Source organism: Persicitalea sp. (genome assembly GCF_041751555.1).
Classification (GTDB): domain Bacteria; phylum Bacteroidota; class Bacteroidia; order Cytophagales; family Spirosomataceae; genus Persicitalea.
The window spans coordinates 1-4,492 of sequence record NZ_JBGSXF010000073.1; the positions used below are offsets into that span (position 1 = coordinate 1).

General features: G+C 52.7%; 3 protein-coding genes. All 3 read left to right on the forward strand.

Annotated elements, in window-relative coordinates; translation table 11 throughout:
• Positions 1-6 precede the first annotated feature (6 nt).
• Positions 7-1,623 carry a sulfatase gene (locus ACEW8P_RS02375; RefSeq protein WP_373511513.1) on the forward strand — a complete coding sequence of 539 codons (1,617 nt, stop codon included), beginning with the start codon at positions 7-9 and terminating at the stop codon, positions 1,621-1,623.
• Between the two features lie 194 nt (positions 1,624-1,817).
• Complete coding sequence (locus ACEW8P_RS02380; RefSeq protein ID WP_373511511.1) at positions 1,818-4,268, forward strand: SusC/RagA family TonB-linked outer membrane protein; 2,451 nt, start codon at positions 1,818-1,820, stop codon at positions 4,266-4,268.
• Positions 4,269-4,286: 18 nt separating this feature from the next.
• Positions 4,287-4,492 (forward strand): hypothetical protein (locus ACEW8P_RS02385; protein ID WP_373511512.1); only part of this gene is annotated, 206 nt, incomplete at its 3' end.

Here is a 4,492-nt window from a genome sequence, read left to right on the forward strand (position 1 = left end):
CAGAAAATGAAGAAAACCTATTCATTTGCCCTAGGCATTACTCTTTCACTTGCCCTGCTCATGGCGGCCTGCGGCGGAGCTGACGAAAAGAAAGCAAACAAGCGGCCAAACATTCTTTTCATCATGTCGGACGATCATGCCTACCAGGCCATCAGCGCTTACAGCGACAAGCTGATCGAAACGCCTAATATCGATCGCATTGCCAAAGAAGGAATGCTATTCAGCAACGCCAGCGTCACCAACTCCATCTGCGCTCCCTCTCGCGCTGTAATTCTGACGGGCAAGCATAGCCATCTCAATGGTAAGATCGACAACAACTTCCCCTTCGATACCACACAGATGACCTTTCCGCAGCTCTTGCAACAAGCGGGCTACCAAACGGCGATGTTTGGTAAGCTGCACTTCGGTAATAATCCTAAGGGCTTCGACGAGTTCAAGATCCTGCCGGGGCAGGGTTCCTACTACAATCCCGATTTTATCACTAAGAAGGATGGCAAGATCACCCTGACGGGCTACGTGACCGACCTAATTACGGATATGACCCTCGACTGGTTGAAAACCGAGCGCGAGGAAGACAAGCCTTTCTTCATGATGTACCTGCACAAGGCACCACATCGCGAATGGCTGCCCGCCCTGCGCCACCTCCCTGAATACACCAAGCGCAACTTCCCCGAACCCGAAACCCTCTACGATGACTACGAAGGACGGGGCACTGCCGCCAAAACTGCCGAAATGAACCTGCGGAAGCATATGTTCTTCGCGGGTGACTCCAAGATATATCCTGAGGTAGTTAAAGAGTTGGGGCTGGACAAGAAGGGAGACATTAATGGTTTCGAGCGCGAAGTGGGCCGACTGAACCCCGAGCAGCGGGCTGAATGGGACAAGTACTACAAGCCCATCACCGCCGATTTTAAGGAGCGATACCAGAAGGGTATGGACGACCGCGCTCTGATGGCGTGGCGATATCAGCGTTATATGCAGGACTACCTCGGTAGCATCGCCGCCGTGGATGAGGGCGTGGGACAGGTGCTGGACTATCTGAAAGAAAGCGGTCTTGACGAGAACACGATCGTCGTCTATACCTCCGATCAGGGTTTCTACCTGGGCGAACACGGCTGGTTCGACAAGCGGTTTGTCTATGAAGAATCCTTCCGCACGCCTCTACTCGTTCGCTGGCCGGGCGTCATTAAGCCGGGCCGCGTCAACACCCAAATGGTACAGAACCTCGACTTTGCCCCCACCCTGCTTACGGCGGCGGGTGTGAAAGTACCCGACGATATGCAGGGCGAAAGCCTGGTGCCTTTGTTCGAGGGCAAAACCGGAAACTTCCGCGAAGCGGCCTACTACCACTACTACGAGTACCCCGGTGTTCATGCGGCCAAACGGCATTACGCTATCGTGACGGAGGAGTACAAACTCATTCACTTCTACTACGACATTGATGAGTGGGAACTTTACGATCGTAAGAAAGACCCAAATGAAATGAAGAACGTCTATAACGACCCAGCTTACGCCGATGTCAAGGCCAAGCTGCATAAAGACCTCGATGTTTTGCGCGTGAAGTATAAGGATTCGAAGGAGTTGGATCAGAAGTACATTGAGATGTCGGGGAAGAAGAAGTAGTGCATTCAGTTTAGTGAAAATCGGCAGGTCGAACGGATGGTAGTTCGCTTGCCGATTTTCTGTTTGAAGAGGGACGTTGTCATATAAGAAATAGCCTATTCAGAATTTATTAGATATTTTCGACTCTAAAACAAAGGTAGTATCGTAGCGGTCTCGGCTTTATTTCATCCTAACTCTCAACTATTTATCAAAAAATGAAAAAGACACTACTCCTTCCTGCCATCCGTTCGAGGTTGTCGAAGAGCAGATGGGCAAATTGTACTTTTGCCGTCATGATCGTTCTGGCCTTGTTAGCCAACTCTTCTAACGCACTAAGCGACCCTTTTCCCACTAACGCCGCCGACCAAACGATTACGGGAAAGGTGACCGACGAAGCGGGCGGTGGCTTGCCCGGCGTGAGCGTGGTGGTGAAAGGTACGCAACGCGGCACCGTCACCGACCAGCAGGGCAACTACTCCGTGGTTGCTCCCGACGCGAGTACTACCCTGGTATTTTCCTTTGTTGGGTACCTGTCGCAGGAAGTAACTATTGGCAATCGCACCCAAATCAACCTTACCCTCGAACCCGATACCAAATCCCTGAGCGAGGTGATTGTGGTAGGCTACGGAACCCAGAAAAAACGCGATTTGACCGGAGCCATTTCCAGTATTTCCAGTCAGGAAATTGCCGAAACGCCCGCCGCTAACTTGTTGCAAAACGCGCAGGGGCGCCTGGCGGGTGTGGACATTGTTCGCTCTAATGGCAACCCCGGCTCCCCGCCCGTCATCCGCATCCGCGGCAACCGTTCCATCACGGCAGGCAACGATCCGCTCTATGTTATCGATGGCATTCCGACGGATGTGAGCATCAACGACTTCAATCCCAACGACATCGAATCAATGGAAGTGCTGAAGGACGCCAGCGCAGTGGCAATCTACGGTTCTCGCGGGGCCAACGGGGTGATTCTGATTACGACCAAGCGCGGCAAAGAAGGTAAAGCGGTGATCAGCTATGATGGCTACTACGGCATCAAGAAAGCCAAGAAAGACATTAATTTGATGAACGGCGAGCAGTTTGCGCGTTACTCGCGAATTTCTCGCGGCATCGATCCCACCAACGCCAGCATGGACAATACGTTTTTTGATCCCCTCGAAAGCCAGAACCTGCAAAGCGGCATCGAAACGGATTGGCTGGATTTGATCCTCCGCGATGGCAAGCAACAACAGCATCAACTGTCGGCCAGCGGCGGCTCTAAAAACACGACGTACTACCTATCAGGGGCTTTTTACGACGAAAAGGGAATCATGCAGCAAAGCGACTACCAGCGGTATTCGTTTCGGGCCAACATCGAAACCCAGCTCAGTGAGAAGCTGCGCGTGGGGGTAAGTTCCACCGTAGCCAGTGACTTGCAGAATGTGATGTCGAACGGCCCTTACACTAATGCGCTGCGTTTCTCGCCCCTGGTGCAACCCTTCGACGCCGATGGTAATTTCCTGGCCTATCCCAATCCCAGGGAAGGGCTGGTGACGAGTCCGCTCTTGCAATATCAGCCCGGTCAGTACACCGACGAGCGGCGGAAGTACCGGATTTTTGCCAACATATTCGGCGAATACAAACTACTGGATGGACTGACCTACCGTCTAAATTTCGGGCCGGACTTCAGTACCTATCGACAGGGGGAGTACAGCGGTACTTTGGCGGGTAGTGCCAATACCGCCGAGGTCACCAATCGGCAAATCTTCGCTTATACGCTCGAAAACATTCTGACCTACACCAAGCAGTTGGGCCAGCACTCCTTCAACGCCGTCGGACTTTTTAGTACCCAACAGAATCGTACTGAGACTTCCGGTGCCCGTGCACGCAACATTCCGGTGGAATCTTCTCTATTTTACGACTTAGGTAGTGCCGCCGATATCCTGGGAATTAGTAGTTCGCTTACCAAATGGGGGCTGGTTTCTTACATGGGCCGCATCAATTACAGTTTCAAAAACCGGTACCTGCTTACCCTAACGGGGCGGGCCGATGGCTCTTCTCGCCTTTCTCCGGCCAATAAGTGGGCCTTTTTCCCGTCGATATCGGCGGGCTGGGTACTGTCGGACGAGGCATTCCTGAACGACAGCAAAACTATTTCGTTCCTGAAACTGCGGGCGGGATACGGTGCGGTGGGCAATACTTCGATCAATCCCTACCAGACACTGGGCGGGTTGAGGCGGTCGGTGTATGCCTACGGTAACGACGCGGCCTATGGTTTCGGCTTGAACGTCATCCCGAACCCCGATTTACGTTGGGAGATTTCTAGCACGCTGAACGTAGGTACGGATTTCGGATTCCTGAACGACCGAATCACGGGTTCACTGGAAGTATACAAAACCAACACTACCGACTTGCTGCTGAACCGTTTGATTCCAATCACTTCCGGCTACGGATCGGTTCTGCAGAATATCGGCTCCACCAGCAATCAGGGCTGGGAATTGACGCTGAACGGGAAAATTTTGCCGTCCAGTAGCGGAGTGCGCTGGGAAGCGGGCCTGAACGTGTTCAGCAACCGGGAGAAGATCGTAGAATTGTTCAACACCAACGACGATGTAGGCAATGGCTGGTTTATCGGTCAGCCGATCAACGTATTCTATAACTTTAAGCAAGATGGTATCTGGCAAACTGACTAGGCGGATGAAGCCGCAAAGGTGGCTCAAAAGCCGGGTGAAATTCGTATTGCCGACGTCAATGGCCGCGATGCCGACGGTAATCTCACTAAGCAGCCCGACGGTCAAATTAACGCCGACGACCGCACGGTACTTGGCTCTAATGTACCCAAGTGGAGTGGCGGGCTCACCAACCGTTTCAATTTCAAAGGAATAGATTTCTCCTTCCTGGTGTATGCCCGGCAGGG